At 52.7% G+C, this 26899-nt stretch carries 23 protein-coding genes; 20 read left to right on the top strand and 3 right to left on the bottom strand.

Annotated elements, in window-relative coordinates:
* Nucleotides 1–211 precede the first annotated feature (211 nt).
* The 4 genes from murA to ACNPM8_RS17735 all read left to right on the top strand — a co-directional run bounded on the left by murA (nucleotide 212) and on the right by ACNPM8_RS17735 (nucleotide 4490).
* Complete coding sequence (gene murA / locus ACNPM8_RS17750) at nucleotides 212–1531, top strand: UDP-N-acetylglucosamine 1-carboxyvinyltransferase (RefSeq protein WP_105659152.1); 1320 nt, start codon at nucleotides 212–214, stop codon at nucleotides 1529–1531.
* Nucleotides 1532–1626: 95 nt separating this feature from the next.
* On the top strand, nucleotides 1627–2310 hold the full coding sequence (locus ACNPM8_RS17745) for a lysophospholipid acyltransferase family protein (RefSeq protein ID WP_105661158.1): 684 nt from the start codon (nucleotides 1627–1629) through the stop codon (nucleotides 2308–2310).
* Nucleotides 2311–2337: 27 nt separating this feature from the next.
* Nucleotides 2338–3378 (top strand): NAD(P)H-dependent glycerol-3-phosphate dehydrogenase, encoded by a 1041-nt coding sequence (locus ACNPM8_RS17740; protein ID WP_448940429.1) that lies wholly within the window; start codon nucleotides 2338–2340, stop codon nucleotides 3376–3378.
* Nucleotides 3378–4490, top strand: coding sequence for a D-alanine--D-alanine ligase (locus ACNPM8_RS17735; RefSeq protein ID WP_434690153.1), 1113 nt, complete (start codon nucleotides 3378–3380; stop codon nucleotides 4488–4490). Before ACNPM8_RS17740 ends, ACNPM8_RS17735 begins: the two co-directional genes overlap by 1 nt.
* Nucleotides 4491–4567: 77 nt before the next feature.
* Here the strand turns inward: ACNPM8_RS17735 and ACNPM8_RS17730 are convergent, their stop codons facing one another.
* Nucleotides 4568–4963 (bottom strand): DUF3515 domain-containing protein, encoded by a 396-nt coding sequence (locus tag ACNPM8_RS17730; protein WP_448940343.1) that lies wholly within the window; start codon nucleotides 4961–4963, stop codon nucleotides 4568–4570.
* Nucleotides 4964–5158: 195 nt separating this feature from the next.
* Between ACNPM8_RS17730 and ACNPM8_RS17725 the strand changes: the two genes are divergently transcribed.
* The 4 genes from ACNPM8_RS17725 to rsmD are packed head-to-tail and all read left to right on the top strand — an operon-like array spanning nucleotide 5159 to nucleotide 9989.
* On the top strand, nucleotides 5159–6214 hold the full coding sequence (locus tag ACNPM8_RS17725; RefSeq protein ID WP_448940342.1) for an LCP family protein: 1056 nt from the start codon (nucleotides 5159–5161) through the stop codon (nucleotides 6212–6214).
* 23 nt (nucleotides 6215–6237) lie between these two features.
* A complete protein-coding gene (locus tag ACNPM8_RS17720) occupies nucleotides 6238–7206 on the top strand; it encodes a DAK2 domain-containing protein (RefSeq protein WP_448940341.1) in 969 nt (322 codons plus the stop codon).
* A complete protein-coding gene (locus ACNPM8_RS17715) occupies nucleotides 7199–9385 on the top strand; it encodes an ATP-dependent DNA helicase RecG (RefSeq protein WP_448940340.1) in 2187 nt (728 codons plus the stop codon). Before ACNPM8_RS17720 ends, ACNPM8_RS17715 begins: the two co-directional genes overlap by 8 nt.
* 19 nt (nucleotides 9386–9404) lie before the next feature.
* The gene (rsmD, locus tag ACNPM8_RS17710; RefSeq protein WP_426734633.1) at nucleotides 9405–9989 is read left to right on the top strand and encodes a 16S rRNA (guanine(966)-N(2))-methyltransferase RsmD; all 585 of its coding nucleotides are present in this window, start codon (nucleotides 9405–9407) and stop codon (nucleotides 9987–9989) included.
* On the opposite strand, the gene ACNPM8_RS17705 is transcribed toward rsmD, so the two are convergent.
* Together ACNPM8_RS17705 and ACNPM8_RS17700 are read right to left on the bottom strand one after the other, a co-directional pair.
* The gene (locus ACNPM8_RS17705) at nucleotides 9966–10748 is read right to left on the bottom strand and encodes a spermidine synthase (RefSeq protein WP_448940339.1); all 783 of its coding nucleotides are present in this window, start codon (nucleotides 10746–10748) and stop codon (nucleotides 9966–9968) included. The genes rsmD and ACNPM8_RS17705 overlap by 24 nt on opposite strands.
* Nucleotides 10745–11956, bottom strand: a complete 1212-nt coding sequence (locus ACNPM8_RS17700; RefSeq protein ID WP_448940338.1) for an aminotransferase class I/II-fold pyridoxal phosphate-dependent enzyme — start codon at nucleotides 11954–11956, stop codon at nucleotides 10745–10747. The genes ACNPM8_RS17705 and ACNPM8_RS17700 overlap by 4 nt, the downstream gene beginning before the upstream one ends.
* Before the next feature lie 110 nt (nucleotides 11957–12066).
* Here ACNPM8_RS17700 and coaD point away from each other — a divergent pair, with 110 nt between their 5' ends.
* The 12 genes from coaD to ACNPM8_RS17640 all read left to right on the top strand — a co-directional run bounded on the left by coaD (nucleotide 12067) and on the right by ACNPM8_RS17640 (nucleotide 26858).
* Nucleotides 12067–12537, top strand: a complete 471-nt coding sequence (coaD, locus tag ACNPM8_RS17695) for a pantetheine-phosphate adenylyltransferase (RefSeq protein ID WP_448940337.1) — start codon at nucleotides 12067–12069, stop codon at nucleotides 12535–12537.
* A gap of 55 nt (nucleotides 12538–12592) precedes the next feature.
* A complete protein-coding gene (gene galU / locus ACNPM8_RS17690; protein WP_448940336.1) occupies nucleotides 12593–13495 on the top strand; it encodes a UTP--glucose-1-phosphate uridylyltransferase GalU in 903 nt (300 codons plus the stop codon).
* Nucleotides 13496–13608: 113 nt separating this feature from the next.
* Nucleotides 13609–14673 carry an LCP family protein gene (locus ACNPM8_RS17685; RefSeq protein WP_448940335.1) on the top strand — a complete coding sequence of 355 codons (1065 nt, stop codon included), beginning with the start codon at nucleotides 13609–13611 and terminating at the stop codon, nucleotides 14671–14673.
* A 143-nt stretch (nucleotides 14674–14816) separates the two neighbouring features.
* Nucleotides 14817–15665 carry an ABC transporter permease gene (locus tag ACNPM8_RS17680; protein ID WP_448940334.1) on the top strand — a complete coding sequence of 283 codons (849 nt, stop codon included), beginning with the start codon at nucleotides 14817–14819 and terminating at the stop codon, nucleotides 15663–15665.
* Nucleotides 15666–15813: 148 nt separating this feature from the next.
* Nucleotides 15814–16533: an ABC transporter ATP-binding protein gene (locus ACNPM8_RS17675; RefSeq protein WP_448940428.1), complete on the top strand. Its 720-nt coding sequence runs from the start codon at nucleotides 15814–15816 to the stop codon at nucleotides 16531–16533.
* A gap of 7 nt (nucleotides 16534–16540) precedes the next feature.
* Nucleotides 16541–17578 (top strand): glycosyltransferase, encoded by a 1038-nt coding sequence (locus ACNPM8_RS17670; protein ID WP_448940333.1) that lies wholly within the window; start codon nucleotides 16541–16543, stop codon nucleotides 17576–17578.
* Nucleotides 17575–18396, top strand: coding sequence for a CDP-alcohol phosphatidyltransferase family protein (locus tag ACNPM8_RS17665; protein ID WP_448940332.1), 822 nt, complete (start codon nucleotides 17575–17577; stop codon nucleotides 18394–18396). Before ACNPM8_RS17670 ends, ACNPM8_RS17665 begins: the two co-directional genes overlap by 4 nt.
* A gap of 39 nt (nucleotides 18397–18435) precedes the next feature.
* On the top strand, nucleotides 18436–19326 hold the full coding sequence (locus ACNPM8_RS17660; protein ID WP_448940331.1) for a glycosyltransferase family 2 protein: 891 nt from the start codon (nucleotides 18436–18438) through the stop codon (nucleotides 19324–19326).
* A gap of 480 nt (nucleotides 19327–19806) precedes the next feature.
* On the top strand, nucleotides 19807–20904 hold the full coding sequence (locus ACNPM8_RS17655; RefSeq protein WP_448940330.1) for a stealth conserved region 3 domain-containing protein: 1098 nt from the start codon (nucleotides 19807–19809) through the stop codon (nucleotides 20902–20904).
* Between the two features lie 156 nt (nucleotides 20905–21060).
* Nucleotides 21061–21522 carry an adenylyltransferase/cytidyltransferase family protein gene (locus ACNPM8_RS17650; RefSeq protein ID WP_448940329.1) on the top strand — a complete coding sequence of 154 codons (462 nt, stop codon included), beginning with the start codon at nucleotides 21061–21063 and terminating at the stop codon, nucleotides 21520–21522.
* A 46-nt stretch (nucleotides 21523–21568) separates the two neighbouring features.
* Nucleotides 21569–22843 carry a CDP-glycerol glycerophosphotransferase family protein gene (locus tag ACNPM8_RS17645; RefSeq protein ID WP_448940328.1) on the top strand — a complete coding sequence of 425 codons (1275 nt, stop codon included), beginning with the start codon at nucleotides 21569–21571 and terminating at the stop codon, nucleotides 22841–22843.
* Nucleotides 22844–23222: 379 nt separating this feature from the next.
* Nucleotides 23223–26858, top strand: a complete 3636-nt coding sequence (locus ACNPM8_RS17640) for a CDP-glycerol glycerophosphotransferase family protein (protein WP_448940327.1) — start codon at nucleotides 23223–23225, stop codon at nucleotides 26856–26858.
* Nucleotides 26859–26899: the final 41 nt, after the last annotated feature.

Raw genomic sequence — 26899 nt, 5'->3', positions numbered from 1 at the left:
GTTAGGGGTGAGCGGATTATTGCATTCCTGATGGAATGATTTTCGGCAGAGCATAATAGGTCTGTCTGAAAGCATGCTCACAATGTGTGCGCCACGAGATGATCTGGGCATACTGGCAGGTACAGAGGCGGTATGCTTACTTAGTCCTGCCAGTTCGAAAGCCTAGAAGCTTCGGCGGGCGATAACGACTACGCGATGAGGTAATTCATACATGGGTAAGATCCTGACGATCCATGGTGGTGTCCCGCTCAAGGGCACCGTACGAGTCGGCGGAGCAAAGAACCTAGTGCCAAAAGCCATGGTCGCGGCTCTGCTTGGCGATACCCCTTCGGTATTGCGCAACGTACCAGAGATCAAAGATGTAGCTGTCGTGCGCAGCCTTCTTGAAATCCACGGTGTCAAGGTTGACCAGGACCCTGAAACCGGCGATCTCACCATGGACCCTACCCAGGTCAAGACCGCCTCGAACCAGGCGATCGATGCCCATGCCGGTGACTCGCGTATCCCTATTCTTTTCTGCGGACCATTGATCCACGCCCTGGGCGAAGCGTTCATCCCGGATCTGGGTGGCTGCCGCATCGGCGATCGTCCGATTGACTTCCACCTGGAAGTGCTGCGCGACTTTGGAGCGATCGTTGACAAGGCTGCCGATGGCATCCGCATCTCGGCCCCTAATGGGCTGACCGGCGCCAAGGTTGAACTGCAATACCCAAGTGTCGGCACCACCGAACAGGTACTGCTCTCGGCCGTTCGAGCCAAGGGTGTCACCGAAGTCAGCAACGCGGCCATTGAGCCAGAAATCCTTGACCTGATCTCGCTTCTGCAGAAGATGGGCGCCATCATCTCCGTGCACCGCGACCGCGTGATCCGCATCCAGGGTGTCGAGAAGCTTACGGGCTTCGACCACTCCGCGTTGCCTGATCGCAACGAAGCCGCATCATGGGCCTCTGCCGCGCTGGTCACCAAGGGCGATATTTTCGTCCAGGACGCGACCCAGCGTGATTTGACTGCTTTCCTGCACGTCTACCGCCAGATCGGTGGTGAATTCGACGTCAAGTCCGACGGCATTCGCTTCTATCACCCAGGTGGAGACCTTAACCCACTGATCCTGGAAACCGACGTTCACCCGGGCTTCATGACTGACTGGCAGCAGCCGCTGGTAGTGGCCCTGACCCAGGCCAAGGGCGTATCGGTCATTCACGAGACTGTGTATGAGAACCGCTTCGGATTCACCGATGCGCTGGTTCGCATGGGTTCCACCGTCCAGGTTCACACCGACTGCCTCGGCTCCACCCCTTGCCGCTTCGGACAGCGCAACTTCAAGCATTCTGCTGTTGTCGTAGGCCCAGCGCAGCTGACCGGTGCCGACATCGATGTTCCTGATCTTCGTGGCGGTTTCTCCCATTTGATCGCTGCTCTGGCTGCCGAAGGCACCAGCAAGGTCACCGGCATTGAGATCATCAACCGAGGCTACGAGCACTTCATGGAGAAGCTGCAGGCCCTGGGCGCAAATGTCGAGCTGAGCAACTAAAGGGGATCCGATTCGTGGTAAAGATTCTGGCCCCTGGCGAATCTGCTAAGACTAAACGGGTTTTCTCGCTATTGGCGGGCATTGTCCGTTCTGCCATGAACGGTTTGATGGGCAAAACGTGGAAGGGCTTCGAAACCCTCCCTCCGGGCGGGTACATCCTCTGCCCCAATCACCTGACCGAGATTGATCCGCTGGTTGTCGGCCATGCTATTTACAGCAATGGCCGGCTGCCACGCTGGCTGGCCAAGGAATCCTTGTTCAAGATCCCAGTGCTCGGATGGATGCTGCGCGAGACCGGACAGGTTCCGGTGTCACGCAGTGCATCCAATGCTGGCGAATCGCTGGCCGCGGCCCGAAAAGTCCTGGACGCCGGCGGGGTCATAGTCATTTACCCGGAAGGGACGCTGACCCGCGACCCTGCTCTGTGGCCAATGGTAGGACGAACCGGTGCCGCACGTTTGGCCCTGCAGACTGGCGCACCAGTGGTACCGATGGCTCACTGGGGCGACCAGGAGCTGCTGCCGCGCTATTCCAAGAAAATGTATCCGTTCCCGCGAAAGCACGTCACGGTGTCAGTTGGCCAGCCAGTGGATCTTGATGACTTGCGTGATGGCCCGCGGACTCGTGCAGTGCTGCAAGAAGCCACCGATCGCATCATGGACGCGATCACCGCACTGACCGCAGAACTGCGCCAAGAAGAAGCACCAGCTGCGCGTTGGGATCCCAGCAAGCATGGCCAGTCGAAGACTGGCCGCAATTTCGATACCCCGGATAACTAATTACCTTGATCAACACCTTCCAGAGGACTGACATTGACTAAGCCGCTACCACGCAAAATCGCCGTCATGGGCGCTGGCAGTTGGGGGACAACCTTCGCCAAGGTGCTTGCTGATTCCGTTGCAGACAAGGGCATCGACGTTCAGATTTGGGCCCGTCGCGAAGACGCCGCCAACGAAATCAATGAACGCCACACCAATTCACGCTACCTGCGCGAAACCAAGCTTCCGGCAAACATCACGGCATCATCGGATCCGAAGACCGTTCTCAACGACGCTGACCTTGTCGTCTTGGCTATTACGGCTCAGTCGTTGCGCCAGGAATTGGCGAAGTTCAAAGAATTCTTTGAACCCGGTGCGGTATTGCTTTCACTGATGAAGGGTCTTGAACGCGGGACCGATCTGCGCATGAGCCAGGTCATCGCCGAAGTCACCGGGCTGCCTGCAAAGCAGATCGCTGTGCTGTCCGGACCAAACCTGGCAATGGAAATCGCACGCGAGCAGCCAACGGCTTCGGTCGTGGCCTGCACCGATTCTGATATTGCGCAGTGGATTGCTGAACTGTGCTCCGCTGCATACTTCCGTCCCTACACTAATGACGATGTCTTGGGTGTTGAGCTTGGCGGAATCGTCAAGAACATCATCGCCCTTGCCGTTGGCATGTGCGATGGCATGGGAATGGGCGATAACACCAAGTCCACCGTCATCACGCGCGGCTTGGCTGAAACCACTCGCTTGGTCCTCGCCCTGGGTGGCCGTTTGGACACCTTGGCAGGTCTTTCTGGCTTAGGCGACCTTGTGGCTACCTGTTCTTCCTCGCTCTCCCGCAACAACACTGCAGGACGCCTGCTTGGCCAGGGGCTCTTCTTGGAAGAGGTCAATGACCGCATGTCGCAGACTGCGGAAGGCATCAAGTCAGCACGTGCCGTATTCGACTTGTCCCAGGCCCATCACGTGGAAATGCCAATCACCGAAGCAGTGGTCATGGTCCTGGAGGGCACCTTGAGCGTTGAAAATATGGCTGCACGCCTGTTGGCGCGTGAATTGAAATCTGAAGGAGAACGTCACTAATGACTGAACGCAAGCTCCGCGTCCTCTTGCTCTTCGGTGGCCGTTCCTCAGAGCACTCCGTTTCCTGCGTTACTGCGGCCGGCGTCATGCACGCCATCGACCGCGAGCGTTTCGAAATTGTTCCGGTGGGTATCACCCGCGACGGCGGCTGGACCCTGCTGGACGAGGATCCAGAAGGCTGGGCACTCAATACTGGCAAGCTGCCAGAAATTTCCTCGGTGGATCATCCGGTGCATCTTTCCACCGACGCGCAGAAGACATCATTGCTGTCCTACTCGGACTCCACGGTGGCAGATCTGGGCGAGATCGACGTGGTCTTCCCGTTGCTTCATGGTCCATTTGGCGAGGATGGATCAATCCAGGGCATGCTGGAAATGGCTGGCGTTTCCTACGTTGGCTCGGGTATCGCAGCCAGCGCGATGGGCATGGACAAGCATTTCATGAAGGTAGTCTTCGAAGGAGCAGGCTTCAAAGTAGGCCCGTACGAAGTCATCACCAACAAGCAGTGGCTGCGCAACAGCGAAGCTGCCATGAAGCGTTGCGAAGACCTGCAGTACCCGTTGTTCGTCAAGCCGGCCCGTGCAGGATCTTCGGTAGGCATCACCAAGGTAGACGAGTCTTCGGGGCTTCGTGCCGCTATTGAAATTGCCCGTGCTGAAGATCCCAAGGTGATCATCGAGCAGGGGATTGTCGGCCGTGAAATCGAATGCGGTGTTCTTGAAGGCCGCGGCTGCGAACCTTCGCGTGCCTCATTGCCAGGCGAAATCGCGGTGGCAGATAATGAGCACACTTTCTATGATTTTGAAGCGAAATATGTTGATGGCGCCGCCGCCGAGCTCAGCTGCCCAGCGGATCTGAGCGAAGAAGCCACTCGCGAGATCCGCGAACTTGCAGTGAAGGCCTTCGACGCTATTGATGCAGAAGGCCTATCTCGAGTTGATTTCTTCTACACTCCTGAAGGGGAATGGATCATCAATGAAATCAACACCATGCCTGGCTTCACGCCTTCAAGCATGTACCCGCAAATGTGGGCCAAAACGGGAATTGAGTACCGTGAACTTATTGATGAGCTGATTGGGCTGGCTACCGACCGGAATATCGGTTTGCGCTAATCCGGGAATAGCCGTTAAAGGGTGAGGGTGTGTTGAAGAATCAACACACCCTCACGCTTTGCTTGTAGACGATCCGCTTACAAGTTAACTGACTTGTCAACACTGACGCACTTTTTGGAAGCCGGGATCTTCTGGGCTGCATCCGACAGCGTGGCTAGTACGGTACTTGACGGGATGACGTTAGGATCCAAGACGACTTCGGTCGCCGGCGTCCGGCCGTAAGTAGTCAGGGTCCAGATACCTGATTCTTCATCCTCATTCGCTACCCAGTCGACGTCATTCACGGATACGCAGGGGTCAGTAGTGGGTCCTGGAACTTCGACACCGCAACGCAAGACAACTTTTGACGGGTCGCCCCAGGCCGAGGTTGCCTGCGAGGTCGTTGAACGACGCTCGGCATCATCGATGGCTTCGGGCAGGACAACCATCATTTCCGCACAAAGCGGGTTGGCTGCGTCCGGGGCAGCATCCACGGAAGCGACTGAAGCACACCCGGCTAGCCCGATTACGGAAAGTAGCCCTATTCCGGCTATTGCTGAACCACGACCCACTATTCGGTTAAGTTTTGGTGACAGTCGTGCGGAGACACTGATTTTAAACACGTTATAAGCCTACATCGACAGTCTGAAAGATAAGATGTAGTCAGTTGAAACTGTGAAAGGTAGCATATGTCGTTTGAAGAGCATTCGGTGAGACCACGCCAGACAAAGAAGCGGACGGGTCGAACTATTATCCTGAGCATCCTTGCTCTGGTGGTTATAGCAGGACTTGTCGCTGGCGGTTACGCCTGGAACCTCAGTAGAACTTTCAATGACAACAGCACCAAAATAACGGATGCTTTTCCTGCGGAGGAAACGCGTCCGGAGGTTAAAGAAGAATCGAAGGATGCGGTAAACGTACTTCTGCTGGGTACCGATACCCGTGCCGTGCGTAGCGATGATGCGTCGGATGATGATTTCGCGACGCTCCCGGGTGGCGGACGCTCCGACACCATGATGTTGGTGCATATACCTTCGGACCGAAAAAACGTCTTTGTCACTTCGATCATGCGCGATACTTGGCTAGATATCCCTGGCGTCGGTACTGCGAAGATTAACCGTGCATTCGCCAGCGGCGGTGTTCCAAAGGCTGTGGAAACTCTTGAAGGTCTCTTCGGCATCCGTATCAACCACGTAGCTTCGATTGACTTTGAAGGCTTCAAGGGCCTGACTAATGCTGTGGGTGGTGTAACCGTCGATAACCCGATCGCTTTCAGTCCTGTTCATGTCAAAGGCTACTTCTTCCCACAGGGCGTGCAGACGCTCGACGGAGACGAAGCATTAGCGTTTGTCCGTGAGCGTAAGGCATTCACCGGACCAGGTGGAAGCGACTACCGTCGTGTGAAGAATCAACAGCTGTTCGTCAAGGCTTTGATTGGTCAAATACTTTCCAAGGAAACTCTGACCAGCCCCACGAAGATTCAGTCCGTAGTTGAAGAAATCGCACCATATGTGGCCGTTGACGAGACTTTGGACGCGGGTAAAATTGCGTCAATAGCGTCTTCGATGATCAACGTCCGTTCCGGTGATATGGAATTCTTCACCTTGCCAAATAACGGTCCAGGCCGTTCAGCTGATGGGCAGTCAATCGTCATTCCGGACATGGATACGATTGCTAAGTTTGGCGAAGCATTGCAGAATGACACGGTCGATGAATTCGTTTCATCAACCGACTTGTCGCAGTAAGACCACCTAAGGAACGACTTTCCATGACTCCCCACAAACTCGATACCTCCGTGCGCGCCATCCGAGAGTGGCTCGCCCGAAGCGTCAAGAGTCTCGGGAACCACTCTGACAGGTTGAACGCGATTAACGTGTTCCCAGTGGCAGATGGAGATACCGGTAGCAACCTGTATCTGACCGCCAGAGCGGGGCATGACGCCATTAGCAAATTGGAAAGCGACGACATTGGCGGTTTTCTTGAAGTTGCCGCGCGGGCTTCTATGGAATCAGCGCGCGGCAACTCAGGAACTCTACTCGCAGTCTTCTTGAGCGGACTAAGCGAGCCGTGGATTGGTCACGAACGACTAACTGCACCATTGCTTGCGCTCGGTCTTGAACGAGCCAAGGTGCGTTCATGGTCGGCTCTCAGCGAACCCGTCGAAGGCACTATGCTTTCGGTGATCAACGCAATTTCTTTGGCGGCTGGCTCAACGCTGGCGCACTTGAAGACAGATCCGGATAGTCGAGCAGCGCTCGATGCTGTTCTCACCCAAATGACCCAAGCAGCGCAACTTGCCGTCAAAGGTACAGAATCTGAACTTCCGAGTCTCATTAACGCTGGCGTTGTCGACGCTGGAGCCGTCGGAATGCTGATCATAATTGATGAACTCTGTGCCGCTATTCGGAGCGAATCCACCGACTTTGATTCCTACGACGACTTCCACGGCTACCGACTGCAAGACCCTCACATTCATCTGACTGAAGAAACGGAATCAGGTGTTGAGGTGATGTGTACCGTTTCCTTAGACGCCTTGGGCGCCGCCACGCTGCGCGGACAGCTAGATTCAATGGGCAACTCAGTGATCATGTCTCCCGTTAACCAGCTGGAGGAAGACACCTACAGATGGCGTGTCCACGTCCACGTGCCTGAAGCCGAACCGGCGTTGGAACTGATAAGGAAACATGGTGACCCAGTCAATATCAGCGTCACCGATCTGTGCACCAACGATGGCTGAAACAATGCCGACCACGTTTGAGAATGCAGAACTCTCAACATTCCTCGGAAATAAGAACGCCACCGCGCTGGAAAAGGCATTCGGCTACAGCACAGTGGGGGAGTTCCTCTGGCATTTTCCGCGGCGCTACGTCGAAGTAGGCGAACTTACGCCAATTTCAGAGCTTCCCTTTGACGAGCACGTCACCGTTGTGGCCCAGGTGGTTGACGTTAGCCAGCGACAGATGCACTCGCGTCGCGGTTTCATTTTTGAAGTGACCGTTAGCGATGAGCTAAGTGCAGGCCGCCAAGAACTGAAGATGACCTTCTTCAATGGTTATCAAGCCCGAACCGACTTGGATATTGGAACTATTGCAATGTTCAGCGGCAAGGTTGGCTGGTACCAGGACCACCTGCAGCTGAGCCAGCCCGAATACGCAATCCTGGATGAAGTATCACAAGCGGATCCGCGCCCTATCCCGATCTATCCGGCTTCGGCGAAGATGCCGAATAAGCGCATCAGGGATTTGATGGCGTTGTTGATGGAACAATTCACAGATCAGAATCTTCCTGAATTTCTTCCAGCAGAACTCCTACGCACCCATCATTACCCAGTACGCCATCAAGCGTTCTTGGATCGACATTTTCCCAAAGAAATCAAGCAGGCTTACGTGGCTCGACAGCGCTTCGCCTTTGAAGAAGCCTTCATGCTGCAGCTGGCATTAGGGGAACGCGGTCGCCAGTTGGGAGCGCAGAAAGCTATCGCGCGTCCACAGGTGCCAGGACGACTGGCCGATAAATTTGATGCCATCCTGCCGTTCACCCTCACTGAAGACCAGTTCCTTGTCGGCGAACAAGTCTCTGCCGATCTGGCACAGCCACATCCGATGCATCGATTGCTGCAGGGAGAGGTGGGCTCCGGCAAGACCATTGTCGCGCTACGTGCCATCTTGCAGGTGATCGATGCCGGAGGCCAAGCAGCACTCCTTGCACCGACAGAAGTCCTGGCCGCACAGCACTATGCGTCTATCAAGAAGATGCTTGGCAACCTTGCAGAACCCGGATTGTTCGGCGAAGGCGAAGGAACTGGAGTCGCGCTCCTGACAGGTTCGGCAAAAACTGCACAGCGTCGTGAAGCCCTATTAGGTATTGCCAGCGGTGAAACAGGACTGGTGATTGGTACGCATGCCCTGCTGGGCGATCAGGTGCAATTTGCTGAACTTGGCCTAGTCGTCGTGGATGAGCAACATCGTTTTGGCGTTGAACAGCGCGATGCCTTGCGGGCTAAGACAGCTGGCTCTGTTCCGCATACCCTGGTTATGACCGCTACGCCGATCCCGAGAACCGTCGCTATGACCGTGTTCGGCGATTTGGACACGTCGACAATCAAGCGCCTGCCCGCCGGGCGCGCACCGATCCAAACGCATATTGTGCCCATGCAGCTGACCGGTTTCCGCGACAGGTTGTTCTCAAGGATCATTGAGGAAGTGGAGAAGGGCCACCAGGTCTATGTGGTGTGTCCAAGAATTTCAGACACGACAGCGGAACAAGGCGTTCTCCTAGCGACCTATGAAGATTCTGCCGGACAAACCATGAGCGTCGAAGCCATGCAGGAGTTGCTGGGTGGTATGCCTGAATTTGTTGGGATACGTACCGAAGCGTTGCACTCGCAACTGGATGCAGCAGACAAGCAAGAAACCATGGATTCCTTTGCACGTGGCGAAATTGACGTGCTGATTTCTACCACAGTCATTGAAGTCGGTGTTGACGTTCATAATGCGACGTTGATGGTGATCATGGATGCTGAGCGCTTTGGCATCTCGCAGCTCCACCAGCTGCGTGGCCGCGTAGGCCGTGGCGGATTTCCCGGGACGTGCCTCATGACCACATGGTTGGACGCGGACCATCCGTCGGTTGGACGTTTGAAGACGATCGAGTCAACAATCGATGGCTTTGAGCTAGCCGAAGCAGACTTGGCAGAACGCAAAGAAGGAAACATCCTCGGCGTTCAGCAATCGGGTAGCCGATCGTCGTTGCGGGAACTGAGCATCATCAAGGATCGCTCGCTTATTGAGCGGGCGAGAACCGATGCGGGTCTCCTCCTTGCCGATGGCAACTGGGGACGTCAACACCCCGGGCTCCTGGTGGCTGCCGGGAATTGGCTTGATGAACCCACCAAAGAATACTTGAATAAGAACTGATTGAAGGTAGATCTAGGCAATGAGCCGAATAATCGCTGGCGCCGCTGGCGGGCGTCCACTGAAGTCCGTACCTGGTGATGCAACACGCCCTACAACGGACCGGGTCAAAGAGGCCCTTTTCTCCCGTTTGGAAAGCTGGGACATCCTCTCCGGTGCACGAGTACTGGATCTCTTTGCAGGATCAGGATCGCTAGGAGTCGAGACAGCCAGTCGCGGTGCGCGGCAGGTTGTTCTTGTAGAAAAGGCGCCCAAAGCGGTCTCTGTTTGCCAGCAAAATGCGGCACTGGTGAATAAGGTATTGAAGACCGATACAGTGTCGGTTCAGCGCGGGAGCGTTGATAGCGTCCTTGATGGTTATTACAACGCGGTTTCTGGAGTGCCCAGCAAGACTTTTGACGTTGTCTTGCTGGATCCTCCTTACCCGCTGACTGAAGAAGAACTAGCTGTCACGCTCGAGAAGATATCCAGAATCCTAGCTGAAGATGCCACCGTGATCGTCGAGCGTTCCGGTCGTTCACCAGAACCAACATGGCCGAGCGCCATGGAGAAGTTCGCCGACAAGAAATACGGCGAAACGCACCTATGGTTTGCAGAACCCATCTAGATCCATCGAATGGCGAACTTCTGACGGGTATGGTCCCGCTGCCTGGCATTGGAGTATTAGATCGTCCCGGAATCGTTGGCGGGACGCTGTCAATATCAAGTTCCCGGGGAAGCGGTTGGTAAACATTTCCGGACTTGAACTCAGCATCACGAATTCAAAGCTGGAACCTGCTGCCTCAACTTGAGAACAAGTGAAATCCAAGGGAGGATCATCGCCAATGTTCACAAACAGCAATCCGTCGTTGGCCAATGAATTCTTGAGTTCTGCGTAGTAGCCGTCGGTGGTGAGGTGTTCTGGTGCGTCCGGCCCAGAGAAGATATCCAGAACGATGACGTCAAATTTTTCATCGACCAGTTGTTCAGCAAGCACGCTCCTTGCATCGGCAACAATTGGAGACAGGTCGCAGCCTTGAGGCAAAGGCAGATGCGTGAGAACGAAATCAAGAAGTTCCCGCTCAATGTCTACAGCTACGTGAGTACTCGATGGATAAACCACACTCGCCCAGCGAGCCAGAGTCAAGGCGCCAGCGCCGAGATGCAGCATCTTCATTGGACGCTCTTCTGGGCGCAGGACCTTCAGATGATTGGCAATGCGCGCGAGATATTCGTAGAAGACTTCTTCCGGATGCGAAAGATTGACATGCGACTGGGGCGCGTCGCCTATGGCGAGTATTTTTGACCCGGGGACCAAGTCATCGTCGTAAATCGTGGCGTGTTCCTGGACGAAACCAAGCCACCGTTTAGCCGGCTTTCGTGTCAATTGGAGAGCACCTCTGGCAGGCGCTGCAATCGCTGAACCGCATCGGAAATCACGTCAGGCTTTTTGCAGAAGGCGAAGCGCAGCAGACCCTGATAATCACTTCGGTTTTCGGGATGGACAAAGGCCGACATCGGTATCGCTGCAACGCCGATGCGCTCGGGCATCATTCGTGCTACTTCAGCAGCATCATTCAATTCAAAGCCACGTACATCAGCAACCAAGAAGTAGGTACCCTTTGGGCGAATCACTGGGATGCCAGCTGTTTCCAGGCCTGATGCGAGAATTTCTCCCGACTGTCCGAGATCGGCAGCGAAGCGCTCGAAGAAGGCGTCTGGAAGTTGCAGGGCTTGCGCTACTGCGGGTTGGAAAGCTGGGCCCGAGGAGTAGGTCAGGAACTGTTTCACTGTACGGACAGCAGTGATCAGTTGGCGAGGACCGGTTGCCCAGCCTATTTTCCAGCCGGTAAAGGAGAAGGACTTGCCCGCTGAAGAAATGGTGATGGTCCGTTCTGATCCACCGGGCAGGCTCGCGATAGGAACATGTCGCACACCGAAAGTCAGATGTTCATAGACTTCGTCGGCGATGATGATGCAGTCGTGCTGATGTGCCAGGGCAATGATTTCTTGGAGCACTGAAACATCTAATACGGTGCCAGTTGGATTATGCGGATTGTTCACGAGGATTACCCGCGTCTGGTCAGTGACCGTACGCCGAAGGTCATCCAAATTTGGTTCGAAATTCGGAGCCTTGAGCTGAACGACCTTATGCACAGCGTTGGTCAACCCAATCATGGCTGCATAGGAATCGTAATAAGGCTCAAAGGTCACAACTTCATCGCCAGGTTCCAGGAAAGCCAGCAGAGAAGCGGCGATGGCTTCAGTCGCGCCAGTGGAAACGACGACCTCAGTCTCCGGGTCAAGCTTCAACGAATAGAACCGCTCCTGATGCGCAGCGATAGCTTCGCGGAGGTTCAACGTCCCTGAACCTGGTGCGTATTGGTTAGCGCCATTTTGTATTGCGTCGATTGCAATTTTCTTGATTTCTGGTGGACCCTCGGAATCGGGGAACCCCTGGCCTAGGTTGATGGCCTTGTGATGATTCGCTAATGCGGTGATTTCTTCAAAGATTGTCACTCCGGGCTGTCCATTGGAATCTAGTAGGTTGGCACCATATGCGGCTCGCTGCCATGGAGTGAATGCAATGCTCATGAGTCCATTATCGTCTCGTACACAGGAACAAGGGTATTAAGTCATGGAATCTTTACGAGACATTCACACCAGATCGCTAATTTGACATGAGTTCTTGATAGATTCAGTTCATGCGAAGAGCGGTATGCCCGGGTTCTTTTGACCCAATTCATAATGGACACGTCGAAATCATTGCGCGCGCGTCGAGCCTTTTTGATGAGGTGATCGTGGCAGTTTCCACTAATTACTCCAAGAAGTATCGCTTCAGCGAAGACGAACGAGTCGCCATGGTAGAAGAAACTGTCGGTGGACTGCGTGGGGTTTCCGCTGTGCCGATGGGCCAGGGCCTGCTAGCTGATTTCTGCAAGGAGCAGGGAGCGGAAGCAATCGTCAAGGGATTGCGTAGCACTGTTGACTACGCCTATGAGATTCCCATGGCCACGATGAATCGGCATCTGACAGGTGTTGAAACGGTCTTCCTTCAGGCTGATACGCGATACACGCATCTTTCATCATCTCTGCTCAAGGAAGTACAGGCTCTTGGCGGGGACGTAGATGAGTACTTCCCGCGCGCTGTAATCAAAAGGCTTACTCATCCGTAGGTAGTTGCGTAATACTGTCGCCATTAACTAATCCGAAGATAGGGGATTCAACACTATGTCTGCACCTCGCGCCATTACTAAAGCGGTCATTCCGGCAGCCGGTTTAGGGACACGATTCCTTCCAGCAACAAAAGCAATGCCCAAGGAAATGCTCCCTGTTGTCGACAAGCCAGCGATTCAATATGTTGTCGCCGAAGCTGCTCGTGCTGGGCTTAATGATGTCCTGATGATTACCGGACGAAACAAGCGCGCTCTTGAAGACCACTTTGACCGAGTTCCTTCATTGGAAGCTTCCTTGGAGGCGAAGGGCGACAAGAAAAAGCTTTCGTTAGTGGAGGAAGCCACAGCGCTAGGCGATATTCATTACATTCGCCAGCGGGATCCGCGGGGTTTAGGACACGCGGTCTTATGCGCAAAACAGCATGTAGGTGATGAGCCATTTGCAGTACTGCTTGGCGATGACTTAATCCACGAGCACGATGACCTACTGACCACGATGATTGCGGTACAGGAAAAGACCGGCGGATCTGTGATCGCCTTGATGGAAGTTGAACCGGATCAAATTAGTTCCTATGGCTGTGCCGATGTGGAGCCTGTTCAAGGTGAAGACTATGTTCGGGTGCGTGGCCTAGTTGAAAAGCCAAGTGTTGAAGAAGCTCCAAGTAATCTTGCAGTTATTGGACGCTATTTACTGCATCCCCGGGTATTCCAGATACTGGAGCATACTGTTCCGGGACGTGGAAATGAAATCCAGCTCACTGATGCTCTCGAAGAACTGGCGACTTCTGAAGGTGAAGGATCAGGAGTGCATGCGGTTGTTTTTCGGGGCCGTCGATATGACACGGGCGACAAGCTTAGCTATCTACAAGCGAACATTAGCCTAGCTGTTGAAAATGAGGAGCTAGGCCCAGGGTTGAAGACATGGCTGAAGTCCTTTGTGCAGAGCTTCGAAGCTTAGATATGACCAAGGCTACTCAGGATAATCACAATTATCTTGGGTAGTCTTTTTCATTGCGCAAAGTCGCCCCAGACGGCGCTGACATTGGGGACCGTGGCTCGGGTGGAGTTGAATTGAAAAAACAAGAAGGCGGGAACTTGGTACTTCTAACGCGTAGTGCGAAGAACCGAGCAATCCGGCAACGGAAAAAACGAACGCAGGGCATCGTTGTCTCAGCGGTAGTCATCTTTCTAGTCGCCTTGATTGGTCTCGGGTACATCTTGTTTGACCTGCAACGGCAGTTCAATACGAAATCTAATACAGTGGCTTTGGAATTCTCTGAAGCGGAACAGCGAGCTCGTCCGATCAAAGATCCTGACGATAAATCCATGAACGTATTAATGCTGGGTGTCGATCACGCTGATGGTGACACGGAAGAATCGGCAGCCTTACGAGGCGCGGTATCGCAACGAAGCGACTCAATGATGCTGGTTCATATTCCAGAAGATCGTTCCCAGATTTACGTGATGTCGATGGTGCGCGATATGTATGTGGACATCCCTGGGCACGGTCAAAACAAACTGAACGCGGCCATCTCATTAGGTGGCGTTCCACTTCTCTTGCAAACTGTCGAGGGGCTATTTGAAACTAAAATCGACCATGTGGCTATGATCGATTTTGAAGGTTTCAAGGAACTCTCAACGGCCTTGGGTGGCGTGACAGTACATAACGAAAAGCAGTTTACCGCGAACGACACTGACTATTTTTATCCCGCTGGTGAAATCACACTTGAAGGGGACCGCGCTCTTCGTTTCGTGCGCGAGCGCAAGTCCTTCTCGAATGGGGATTATCAGCGGGTGATGAATCAGCGAACGTTTATTGCTGCGGCCGCTAACCAAGTGCTTTCTTCTGGAACTCTTACAAATCCTGCCAAGCTCTATGAAATCGTAGATAAGGTTTCCCCATATTTGACCCTAGATGAGAATTTCGATGCTGCAACTCTTGTTGGGCTTGGCCTGCAGTTGAAGAATGTCGATACAAAGAACATGGCAATGTTCACGATGCCGACCGCGGGCACAGCAACCAGCGTCGATGGTCAATCAATTGAACTGGCCAGTGAGACGGCCATTAGACAAATCGGTGAAGCGCTTCGTACTGACTCTATGGGGGAGTACCTTGCAGCTAATCCGCCAGAGTAGAATTTGGCCAAGGTGACTGACATGACAATTCGTGTGTTGCGCATGGCGAAGTGTGAGGTTCGCACGAGCTATCCACTAGACTTTGAACATCTTTGCTCACGAACAGAGCAGTAGTTTGCATAAGAAAATGAGGACTTTTGGGCATGACAGTTGCAGAGGAGGCCGACAAGAGTGGCTTGCACCGTGTAGGTGCGCGGCCAACGTTGGCCAACTATCTGAGGCAGACCTGGGAACGCCGTGAATTCATATACGAGCTAGCTAAGGCTCGGGTGCAAAAACAGAACCAGCAAAACCGGCTGGGAATGATTTGGGTCATTTTGAAGCCGACTCTCAACGCGGTTATGTATGGAGTAATTTTCGGTATCCTGCAGGGCGACAAGAAAACGGCAGATTTCCCTGTCTTCGTGGTCATCGGTGTGTTCTTATTCGAATTTTTCACGAGCTCTATGAATGGCGGCGCGAAATCGATCACAGGTAATCAAGCCTTGGTTCAGTCTTTATCATTCCCACGATTGAGTCTGCCAGTGGCGCAAATTACTCAGAATTTGCTTACGCTGATGCCCATGCTCATTGTCATGTTCATTTACTCGGTCATTCTCGGCACAGTCCCTAAATGGACTTGGTTTGGAATCGTTCCGATTATTGTTATTTTCACTGTATTCAACATGGGCATAGCGCTCATCTGTGCGAGAATCACTGTGCATGTCCGGGACTTCACGCAAATCTTGCCGCTTGTGACTCGAATGCTTTTCTATACGTCTGGCGTACTCTTTAGCGTAGACCGCATTCTCGCCAGCTGGCCTTGGCTTGTGACAGTCTTTGATTACCATCCGCTCTATCAAACACTCCAGTTGGCTCGAGCCATGATTATGGATAATGCTGAATATAATCCGTTTGGCTGGTTGGTAATCGGTGCATGGGCCATTGTCGCGCTTGTCTTTGGACTTATTTTCTTCTGGAAAGCTGAGGAGCGTTACGGTCGTGCCAATTAGTTTTGATGACCTGATCAACCCGGGATTACATCCTGAATATGAGCCAGCCCCTATTTTTTCGGATGACACCTCCTTTATTGATGTGGTCCATCCTGACCAGATTAAACAGTCCACTCTAAAAATTGATGAAAGCCGTCAACCAGTTGTTATGGTTGATAATTTGCATGTCAAGTATCAGGTCTTCTCGAGTGGTAAAGCTGTGGGCAACGCCGGGGCACGCAGACTATTGCAACCTAAGATGCGGGGAGTGCGGACGGTTCATGCGCTTCAGGGCATCTCATTTGTTGCCTATGAAAACGAATCCATTGGCATTATAGGTTCAAATGGATCAGGCAAGTCGACGCTGTTGCGTGCTATCACTGGACTCACGCCACCTGCCTCAGGTACCGTCTATGCACGATCCCGTCCCAGCCTTTTGGGTGTCGGCGCTGCTCTGATTCCGGATTTATCTGGGGATAAGAACATCACCTTGGGTGGCTTGGCTCTGGGTTATAACCGTGAACAGGTCGAACAGATGAGAGAAGAAATCACCAAGTTTGCTGAATTGGAAGAATTCATCGATCTCCCAATGAGGACCTATTCTTCTGGCATGGCAGCACGTTTGAAGTTCGCCATCGCAGCGTCAAAACAGCACGATATTTTGATCGTCGATGAAGCACTGGCAGTTGGTGACGCCAAGTTCCGTAAGCGAAGTGAAGCGAAGATCCGTGAGATCCGTGAAAACGCCGGTACTGTCTTCCTCGTTTCGCACTCAATGAATTCCATCAAGGAAACTTGTAACCGTTGCATATGGATTGAAAAGGGTGTCCAGAAAATGGACGGGGATCCAGACACGGTCATTAAGGCCTATCAGCAGCATAAAAAGTAAGAGACGAATGACTGAAATTCCTGGCGTATCCTACGTCATGCCTGTGTTGAACGAAGCCGAGTATCTAGAAGAAGCCGTTCGATCGATCCTGACTCAAGATTATGATGGTGAAAAAGAGCTAGTCTTAGCCTTGGGGCCAAGTAGCGACGATACTAATGTAGTTGCTGCGCGTTTGGCTGGATCAGACCCCCGCATTGTCCTGGTGGACAACCCTAGAGGACGTACCCCGATTGCTCTGAACTTAGCGGTCAAAAAGTCAACTTATCCAATTGTCATGCGTGTGGATGCGCACAGTGAGCTACCAGCAAACTACACTCGCCGTGGTGTGGAAACGCTTTTCCGAGTAGGAGCGCATGACGTCGGAGGGCTGATGGATGCGCGGGGACGCACTCCGAAACAACGCGCTATCGCGGCCGCCTACCACTCAAAATTTGGTTTTGGTGGTCCGGCTTATCACTCTGGCGCTCCAGAGGGGGAGGCCGAGTCCGCGTATCTTGGTATTTTCCGTCGCGAGGTATTCGATGAAGTCGGTTTCTATGATGAAGACATGTGGCGAGCCCAGGACTGGGAGCTTTGCTTGCGAATACGTCAAGCTGGTCACAAGGTCTGGTTCGATCCAGAATTGAAGGTGGGTTACTACCCCCGTGATAATTTCAAGGCATTGGCTCGTCAGTCATATGCATCGGGAACTTGGCGAGGAGAGATTGCCCGGCGTTTCCCTGAAGGCAAATCAATTCGCCACGACATGCCACCCGTTCTACTGGCTGGGATAATATCAGGTATTCTCGCGATGGTTGCAGCTCCGCTGACTCGGGGACACGTATCTCGACCAGTTCAGTTACTGTTCGATACGGCTCGACTAGCTCCAGTTGTCTATACCGCCGCGACTCTCGCCGCAGGTCTCAAATCCAGTGCGCGGGGGGTTCCGGAAAAGGTACTAACTGCCGGCGCGTTCCAAGCAATCCACCTGCCTTGGGCAGCGGGATATATCAAGGGACGTATATTCGGTGCCGCAGGAACTGTGGACAAAGGACGCGTTAAGTGAGCGTAGAACGACCCAAGAATCCCACACTGGATCAGCTGCGCGCCGTGTGTCAGCCGCCAGAAGTAAAGGCGCGCAAGAACGCTGAACATTGGACAGCTGAGCTCTATTTGCGTCATATCTCTATTTATCTGACTGCAGTATTGGTCCGCACTAGGATCAGTGCAAACGGCGTTACCGGTTTGATGATCATGGCCGGCTGGTGCATGTCATTGGCCCTGCTTATCCCCGGTATTTGGGGGCCAGTCTTGGCCGTGGCGTTGTCGCAGGTGCAGCTGTACTTCGATTGCTCGGATGGTGAAGTCGCACGTTGGCGCGCCTCCCAATCCCCGCGTGGCATATTCATCGATATGGTTGGGCACCACACAACAGAGGCCTTGATCCCGATAGCCCTTGGGTATCGCGTTTTCAAAGAACTCTCAACAAACGGTGCAACAGCAACCCAAGCTTGGCCTACTCTATTCATGGGCGCCTGTTTGGCTGTGCTTCTAGTGCTGAACCGTTCACAATCACTTATGGTCCATGCCGCCCGCGGTATGGCGGGGCTACCGAAACTGCCGGACACGGCAGCCGCACGTGCGGTTCCTACGAACACGGTGATTGGCCGGTTGCGCTCCTTGGCGAAGTTCCTACCCTTCCACAAGCTGTTGCACGCTGTGGAACTGAGTTTGATCATTTTGGCTTGTTCCATAATTTCGGTAGTTAGCGGTGCCCCTGGACTTGCAGAGAAATGGCTGATTTGGATTCTTCTGCCGGCGTGCCTCCTAGTTAATATGGGTCATTTTCTCTCGAATATGGTTTCTGCGCGGTTGAAGGTTTAGAACCGCTCCACCGTTGAATTTGAATTGAAAGGGTAGCGCATGAGTCAGCCGCTAACACCGCAGATCGGCGTGGTTGTTCTAACGATGGGCAACCGTCCCATTGAGCTTCGTCGTTCCTTGGACTCATTGCTATCCCAACGCGGCGTAGAAATCGATGCCGTAGTAGTTGGCAACGGTTGGGACCCTACTGGGATTCCCGAAACCATAAAAACGCAGCACCTCCCGGAGAATCTTGGGATTCCTGCTGGCCGAAACGCGGGAGTTTCCCAAGTTTCGGGTGAGTATCTCTGTTTCCTGGATGACGATTCTTGGTTCCTAGACGATGATTTCTTAATTACCGCAATAGCGCGTTTTAAGCATTATCCAAAACTCGGATTGCTGCAGCCAAGGATCACGGATCCTGAAAATAGTGATATGGATCCTACGCGTTGGATCCCCCGTTTGAAGAAACGAACTGCGGCAGAGCCAAGCAAGGTTTTCCATGTGGGGGAGACCTGCCTAGTTACCACTCGGGCACTCTTCGAAGCCACTGGCGGCTGGGCGGGGGGCTTCTGGTATGCCCATGAAGGTATCGAACTTGCCTGGCGGATCTGGGATACCGGCACCTACGTTTGGTATGCAGGTGATATGAGAATCGGGCATCCCGTGGTCGATCCTCGACGTCACGATGAGTTCTATCGATTGAATGCTCGCAATCGTGTTTGGCTTGCTCGTCGTAACCTGCCGGCTCCATTCCTATGGATCTATCCAATTTCATGGGCGTTAATCGAGTGCTTGCGATTGCGGAAAAACTCGTCTGCAGTGAAGCAGTACCTAGCGGGTTGGAAAGCAGGATGGAAGGGCAGTCCCTGGTACCAGGAACCGCGCGCCAAGCTTCGTTGGAACACGGTGTTGCGAATGACGCTGTCCGGACGTCCGCCCGTTATTTAGATTTCGGAGTTGTGGACACTGCTCTGAGCCGTGATGCTCAGCTGAGCCAGTAGATGTGGTTGTATCGTGTAACGGATTAACTGATTTAGACTAATATGGTTTTTTGGTCGTTCAAATTTAAAGTGAACAGCCTGTAAAATGTTCCTGAATGTAGCGAAGCGAATTTGCCTGTCGCGATTTACCAACAAGTGCTGGATGGTGTGAGATTTGAGTTTCCGTGGATGGAGGGGCCAGCTTGGTCGTAAGCTACCCGATGCATTCTGGGAGAAGATCCTCACGTGGTCTACGAGCGGCCAAAATTCACTAGATCTTGATATCGAACGAATCCGATCAATTAGCATTGATGGTTCGCGCGCCGTAGCAACATCTTTAGGGATCGAGTATCTTGATGATCGGCTACGTGGCGTTTCGACGGTTTCGAAGTCGGGGTGGCAAAAGCTTTCTTCAGCACTACAGGAGGCTGGCTACAAGCTGACGAAAGTGAGCTTGGATGCAGCGAGCTATGGTGCGTTGAGCGTTTGGACGGTCCATTCCCAAGCGGCTGAGCAGGGCGCATCGTTTAGACGCCACTCGGGTCTAGGTTCGATATGGGCTGTCTACTCCGATGGCAAATCATTGATGCCGGATATTCAAGATTTCACAGAGCCAGTAGATGCCGTATACACGTGGGTTGATTCGGCAGATCCAGCATGGCAAAAAGCGTATCGCGAATTTAAGCAGTCAATCCCTGCCGGTGCATCACATCCGAGCAGCCGTGATTTGGCGCGGTACACTTCTCGCGACGAACTGAAGTACTCGTTGCGCTCTCTGGAAATGAATATGCCATGGATTCGTAATATCTACTTGGTGACTGCAGGTCAAGCTCCGCATTGGCTCAACACGGAAAATTCCAAAATCAAGCTGGTGAGTCACAGCGAGATATTTGATTCTCCCGAAGAATGCCTACCAACGTTCAACTCACATGCGATTGAAACGCAGCTTTCCAATATCAGAGGCCTGTCCGAATATTTCATTTATGTGAATGATGACATCTTCTTTGGGAGGCCGATGTCACCAAATGTGTTCTACACCGGCAGCGGTGCCGTTAAGTATTCTTTGGCCAATGCACATTATGCTGAAGCGACGAACCCTAGGCTTGCAGTAAACCTGGCAGCTCAATTGAATGCAGACTTGATCCAGGATAAATATGGGAAGACAACTGCACTAAAGTTCCGCCATGTAGCGCACCCGCAACGGAAGAGCGTCCACGAGATAGTCCGGTCTTCGTTTAAGGCTGAGGTTAAGTCCACTGCAAGGCACAAGTTCAGGCACGTTGACGATATTTCCTTACCGTCTTCTTTGGCACACTACGTTGCGGCAGCTGAAGGTATCGGCGTTCCTGTTGATATCGATTATTCTTATGTTGATCTTGGTGGCGAACACTTGCCGATGAAACTCTATCGACTGGTACGCGGACGCGGCACGCAGATGTTCTGCTTCAATGAAGTGTCGAGTGTGAGTGGTACGGAAAAACGTGGCCAGCTGGCCAAGAAAGTTCTCGATACGCTGTTTCCGTACAAGTCATCTTTCGAAAAGTAATCCGGAAGCATTCAGGTTTCACCAAGTTCGGCATGAAAAACTTGTGAAGCATTATTTATCGTTCAAGTAAGAAAAGTACCAGGTGCTGCGGTGCAGCGACAGGTGCGGTAGCGCTACAGAATTGGGGCTACCGTTTATTACAGCAGGAGGCATCCAATGACCAAGACGGTACTGACCTATGGAACGTTTGACCTTTTCCATATTGGTCACCTAAACATCTTGAAGCGCCTTAAGGAAAAGGGCGACCGTTTGGTAGTTGGCGTTTCCACCGATGAGTTCAACGCAATCAAGGGCAAGAAGCCGGTAGTACCGTTCGAACAGCGCCGTGAGATCGTGCAAGCCATAAAGTACGTCGATCTAGCCATCCCGGAAGAGAATTGGGAACAGAAGCGCCTGGATATCAAGAAGTACGATGCCAAGGTCTTCGGCATCGGGGAAGACTGGAAGGGCAAGTTTGACGACCTCGGTGACGAAGTCGAAGTTGTCTACCTTCCACGCACATCGGGCATTTCCACAACCGAGTTGAAGCGCGTCCTGAGCCAATTTGATGAGCGCCACGTGGATTCCTTGAAGGATACGCTAGACACGCTTAGCCAGATCGTGAAAGAACTGAGCTAGTTATTCCGTTTGCACACTTGCTTTTTCTTGATTTTTGAAAGTTCCTATGTCTAGCGACCATATTTCAGCCACTATTAAATCCAGCGTCAAAAATGCCCTGATGAAGGTGGGGCGCCGTCCAGGGGCAAAGCGACTATCGCGGGTAATGGGCTTGAATTCCCGCCCTGGAATTCTCAATGTTGGCGTTTCCGGTATTCCTGTTCCTGGTGCTGTCGCGGTGTACTTCGGCGATGGCGCAGACAAAATTTACCAAGTAACTCAGTGGCTACCAGTACTTGAAGAACTTCATGTGAAGCAAGAGGTTCTGTTGGTCTTCCGAACTTTGAGCGCTTTCAAAGCCGCCGAGAAGTTCACCGATCTTCCGAGGATATACATCCGTCGCTTCTCAGATCTGATGGATTTGTATGACGACAACGAGCTCAAGCTGGTCATCTATACGAATAACTCGCGTAGCAATTTCCAGTCTCTTGATCACCCTCGTTTGGTGCATGTTCACGTGAACCACGGTGAGAGCGACAAGCTGTCGATGGTCTCGAACAAGGCGAAGGCTTACGACAAGGTCTTCGTCGCTGGCCCAGCCGCCATCAAGCGTCACGAGGCGATGCTGATCGATTTTGACCACACCAAGCTTGAAGTCACCGGCCGTCCGCAGCTGGACATCGATTTTGTGCCGGAGCTGGATCCGAGCGACAAGTTGGATGTGATGTACGCGCCAACATGGGAAGGCGAGAACGACGACAACAACTACACCTCGTTGGATACGTATGGGGTCGCCATCGTTGAAGCGTTACTGGCGAATCCATCCTGGCGGATTATTTACAAGCCCCATCCTCGTATCCAGACAAGCAAGAATCATGGTGTTGCCCAAGCCCATTCACGCATTATGGATCTTATTAGTAGCGCCAATGAATCCGGTGCGACGCACGTTATTTCTGAACAGGGCAATATCTTGGCGATGTTTGAGTCCACTGATGCACTGATAACAGATGTATCAAGCGTAGGGCTGGACTATTTGTACCTTCAGCCTAGCAATCCATTGGTGATTTCAGATCGTCGTACGAATCGCGAAATCTTGCACAGGGATGCTCCAGTCGCTAAGGCATGTCATGTCATTGATCGTGACACTGTGGCAAACGTGAGCGAAGTTCTTAATGACGCGCTGGTGCATGATCGGCATAAAGAGCAACGAAATGAAATGCGTAAGTTCTACTTCGGCGAATTAGGCCGAGGGGACTCCACCAAGCGCTTCCAAGCCGTAGTAAAAAAGCTCATCGACGAACGCGAGAGCAAGTTGCAAAACTTCCGAGGTTGGCACAACTAATCAGCAGAACACTTGATTACGACCCCAAATTCCTATCATCGTAGGGATCTGGGGTCGTCTTTCTTGTCGTTGTGTTTTCAAACCAACAACACTCTGCCCTTAATTAGGCAATTCGGCCGTGGCGTGCGAGAGAATCGGATGGTACATAGGCACTGTTTAGCTGGCGCCTATGGTTAAGACCCCCTTCTGAAGGACCCCGGTGGATATTTTTCGTACGCGTATAGCTCTCGGCGTAGGCCGTCGAATTGAACGACTAGGTAGATACCGTATTGCGGCTATCTACTACGGTCAGACATTAAGCAAAGGCCTGACCAAGTCGGCAGAAGTGCAATTCCGCTACGGATACAGTCTGTACAAGTGCAAGCAATATCAAGCGGCCATGAACGAGCTTGAATCTGCCATTGCCCGTCAGCCGCACCGTTATGGGTGGATTCAAACGCTCGCCATGAACATGCAGCGAATGAAAAAATATGAGCGTTCCCTCGAACTATTTGCAGCTGCCTGCGATGGAGACCCAAGCAAAATTACTTGGCGGATGCGCTGGGCACGTTGCGCGCGCCTGGCCCGTAAACCAGATCTCGCATCAGCTATCCTCGACGGATTGGTGGCAGATTTCCCCAACGATCCAGCAGCTTCCGCGGCTATCGCGAAATTCCTTTTTGAGACTGGTCAACGCTGGCGCGAACTAGATGTTCGCCTTCAATACGAAAGTCAGCATGTAGACGACGCAAATTGGATGTTTCTGACTGCGCAAGCGGCATCCTTCATGTCTCGTTTTGAGCAAGCTGAGCAGTACTTGCAAAAGGCTTTGAACTTGGATGACCAACAGCCTAGGTACTGGTACGGTCTTGGTCGTTGTTTAGAAGAACTGGGTAGAACCGCTGAAGCCCAAAACGCGTACTCTAACGCTGTGCTTCGCTCCACAGACAAGATGGTTCTGAACGTTGGAGTAGGCAAAATCCATGAAAATGAAGAAGACTGGAATCGAGCGTTGGATGCCTACGAACTTGAACTGCAGAATGGTTCAAGTGAGTCCAATCTATACCTCTTGAATTACCGTGCTGGCGAAACGGCAGCAAGACTTTTCGAGTTCCGCCAGGCAAACGAATACTTCCAGCGCGCGGAGAACTATGCAGATACCGCTGAAGAGCGAGTATTAGCTGGGTATGCCCGTGGACGACTACTCGCTCGCGCAGGAGAACAATTAGAATCGGTAGCATGTTTTTCTGAATTTGTTGACCTGTTGCCAGAACAGAAAAGAATTGAACCAGCGGTTGCGTTGTTCCGTTATGCGTATGGGCTTAAACAACTAGGCCGGTTCGAGGAAGCCAGTGCTCGATTCGGTGAGGCGGCAGAGGCCTGGGGCTATCTGAACGGTAGCTTTAGAGGGTCTAAAGCCGCGGGAGCACGAGCAAACTACCATCGCCAGCACGGTGCGATTGCTGCGGCTAGTGGAGACTGGGAGACGGCTGCTTCTGCCTATGCGTCAGCATTGTGGCATTCTTCCTCTACCGAGCGCCAGTGGCAGGCAAAAGCTGGACATGCTTTCGCAGAACTTGGGCTGTTCGAATCGGCGTGTGAATACTATGTGGGCATGCTGCTGTTCACAGAGATCTCCGTGGCGGGGCTCGGAAGCGCATTGAAGGGACTTGGCCGTCGACGGGGAGCATTGGCTATCCATGCGCGAGAAATAGAACCGCTAGATGAGAAGCTAGTAGTTTTCGAATCGTCACATGGAAAAAATGTCCATTGCCATCCGCTGGCGATTTTCCGACAAATGCGGAAGGATCCACGCTTTGAAAATTTCCGTTTCGCGTGGGTCTATAACGAATATTCCGAAGTTCCTGCTCAGCTGAGTGAAGAACCGGATGTAGCGATTGTAAAGCAGCATTCGGACAAATATATCCGGTTGCTTGGAACCGCTAAGTACCTGGTGAACAACGCGACCTTCCCAACATACTTTGCCCGTCGGGAAGGGCAACGAGTTCTGAACACCTGGCATGGCACACCCTTGAAGTATATGGGCAAGCTAGTCAAGGACGGCGTCGCAGAGCACCGTAACGTTCAGCGCAACTTCCTTCAAACCACTCATATGATGGTTCCAAATGCGCACACACTTAAAACCCTCAGCACCGACCATGACCTTGACGGATTGTTCCCCGCGAAGGTAGCGCTGACCGGTAGTCCTCGAATTGATCAGATGATCAATATGAGCGAAGTACGACGACGGGAAATCCTGGAGATTCTCGGTATCGATCCGAACAGCACCAAGAAGATTGTCTTGTTTGCGCCAACGTGGCGTGGTCAGCTAACGGATCGCTCTTACGACGTCACCGGTCTGGTCGAGGATCTGGCGGCGATGGCGCAAGGTGAACACCACATGCTTTTCCGGGCACATCGTTTCGCTGAACAGCTTATTGGCGATGCGGCCTTGGACGCTACCGTCGTGCCTGCTGCGATTGATACAAATGAGCTTTTGGCCGTAGTTGATGTACTGATCACCGACTATTCCTCAATCTTCTATGATTTCTTGCCAACCAAGAAGCCAATCATTTTCTACACGCCTGACTTTGAAGCTTATGATGCAGAACGTGGCCTGTACTTCGAGCGCTCTACCTGGCCTGGCCACGTCTTGGACTCGATTGAGGAAGTCTGCGTTGAACTTAATCGCCAACTTAGCAGCGGAGATATAGTCCCGCACGAAAACTTAGAGAAGAACGTGGCTGAATTTGCTTCCATGGAGGACGGGAAAGCCACCCAGCGGGTTATTGATTTCTTCTTCCTAGATGACGAGAGCTATTTGCTTGAGCCACCACAAGATGAGCGGATCAAGCTGTTGTTCTATCAGGGTCCGTTCAAGCCCAACGGCATTGCGACTGCATTCACCAATTTGATCGGCTCGCTTGATCCAGAAAAATACTTGGTGTCGGTTGCTGTGGACATGAGCGCTGTTGGAAGCAATGCAGAATCGCTGGAGATCCTCGATGCGCTTCCTGATCATGTGAAGATTCTTCCGCGCGCAGGTGCAACTATCATGTCGGCCGAAGAGCGTTGGGTTTCCGATAGTTACCACGCGCAGCGCGGCTTCGCCTCTCCGGTAGCCGAGCGCATCCATCTGAACACGATGGAACGCGAAATGCAGCGTTCCTTCGGGGACGCACGCTTCGATGTAGCCATCGATTTCGAGGGTTACTCGCGATTCTGGGCCATGCTGTTTGCTGCGTCCCATACTCATGCGAAGCGCAACTACATTTACCTGCACAATGACATGGTAGGGGAGTGGAAGCTGCGTTTCGGTACTATGCCGGGCTTATTTGCCACCTATCGTCACTATGACCGATTGGTTTCTGTTACTGAGAGCGTTGGCCAGCAGAACAAGCAAGAATTGACTGAGCTATTCGGGCTTCTTCCTGACCAGTTCACCGTCTCAGAGAACTTGTTGGATCTGCGTAAGCCTTTAGAGTGGTCCGAAGCAGCGGAGCCAGTGCATCGCTTCGAAGGTAATGATCTTAAGGTATTTGCCAACATGGCACGCTTGTCTCCTGAAAAGGGGCAACTGAAGCTGCTCGAAGCATTCGCAAAGATCAATGCGGACCATCCGGAAACCCGATTGTTATTGATCGGAGATGGTCCACTGCGTAGTGACCTGGAAACGGAAATCAAAGCACGCGGGCTCACCGGGCGTGTCGTAATCACCGGCTTGCTGTCCAACCCATTCCCAACTTTGAAGACGGCCGACTGCTTTGTCTTTTCTTCTGACTACGAAGGCCAGGGTTTGGCGATGATTGAAGCAATGATGCTAGGTCTACCAGCAATTTCCACTGACGTTGTTGGCTCACATAGTGTTCTTGTTGGCGGTTACGGGCAACTTGTAGAAAACTCGGCCGAGGGATTGATCGATGGAATGCAAGCATACCTAGATGGCTATCAGGCAGAGAAGGAATTTGACGCAGAGCTATACCAAGTTGGTGCGCTCGCCCAGTTTGAGGAGCTACTTAGCCCGGTGAAATCCTAGGCGACGGAGTTTAGCCAGACCGAAAGAGGTGGGGCGAAGAA

It is taken from the genome of Glutamicibacter sp. AGC46, from assembly GCF_053543715.1.
This window is presented reverse-complemented; position numbering and strand designations above follow the sequence as displayed.